This is a genomic window from Halomonas borealis, from assembly GCF_004798905.1.
GTDB classification, from domain to species: domain Bacteria; phylum Pseudomonadota; class Gammaproteobacteria; order Pseudomonadales; family Halomonadaceae; genus Halomonas; species Halomonas borealis.
This window is the reverse complement of sequence record NZ_SDMO01000040.1, coordinates 1-335: the sequence shown is the minus strand read 5'-3', so window position 1 is coordinate 335 and position 335 is coordinate 1. Positions and strand designations below refer to the sequence as shown.

The following is a 335-nucleotide window of genomic DNA, read 5'->3' as shown; positions in this document are numbered from 1 at the left end:
TCGTTGAAGCCCTCGCCCTGGTGGGTCTGGGTGCGCAGCACGGTGCGCGTCTTGTGCTCGGGCAGCGAGTACGGCGGCGTATTCACCGCGTGATAGGTGCGCCCGGTGATGATCGGCTGGTCCGGGTCGCCCTCGAGGAAGGAGACGATCACCTCGTGGCCGATGCGCGGAATCGCCATCATGCCGTAGCCGCCACCGGCCCAGCCCTGGGAGACGCGCAGCCAAGCACTGGCGGTCTCATTGGGTTCGGCGTAGCGGTCCCAGGGGAACTGCACCTTGACCCGGCCATGCGCGTCGCAGTGGATCTCCTCGCCCTCGGGGCCGACCACGAAGGC

General features: G+C 68.7%; 1 protein-coding gene. It reads right to left on the bottom strand.

Features of this window, described 5'->3' with window-relative positions; translation table 11 throughout:
* Positions 1–335 (bottom strand): type VI secretion system tip protein TssI/VgrG (gene tssI / locus ETC07_RS15025; protein ID WP_136249325.1); only part of this gene is annotated, 335 nt, incomplete at both ends.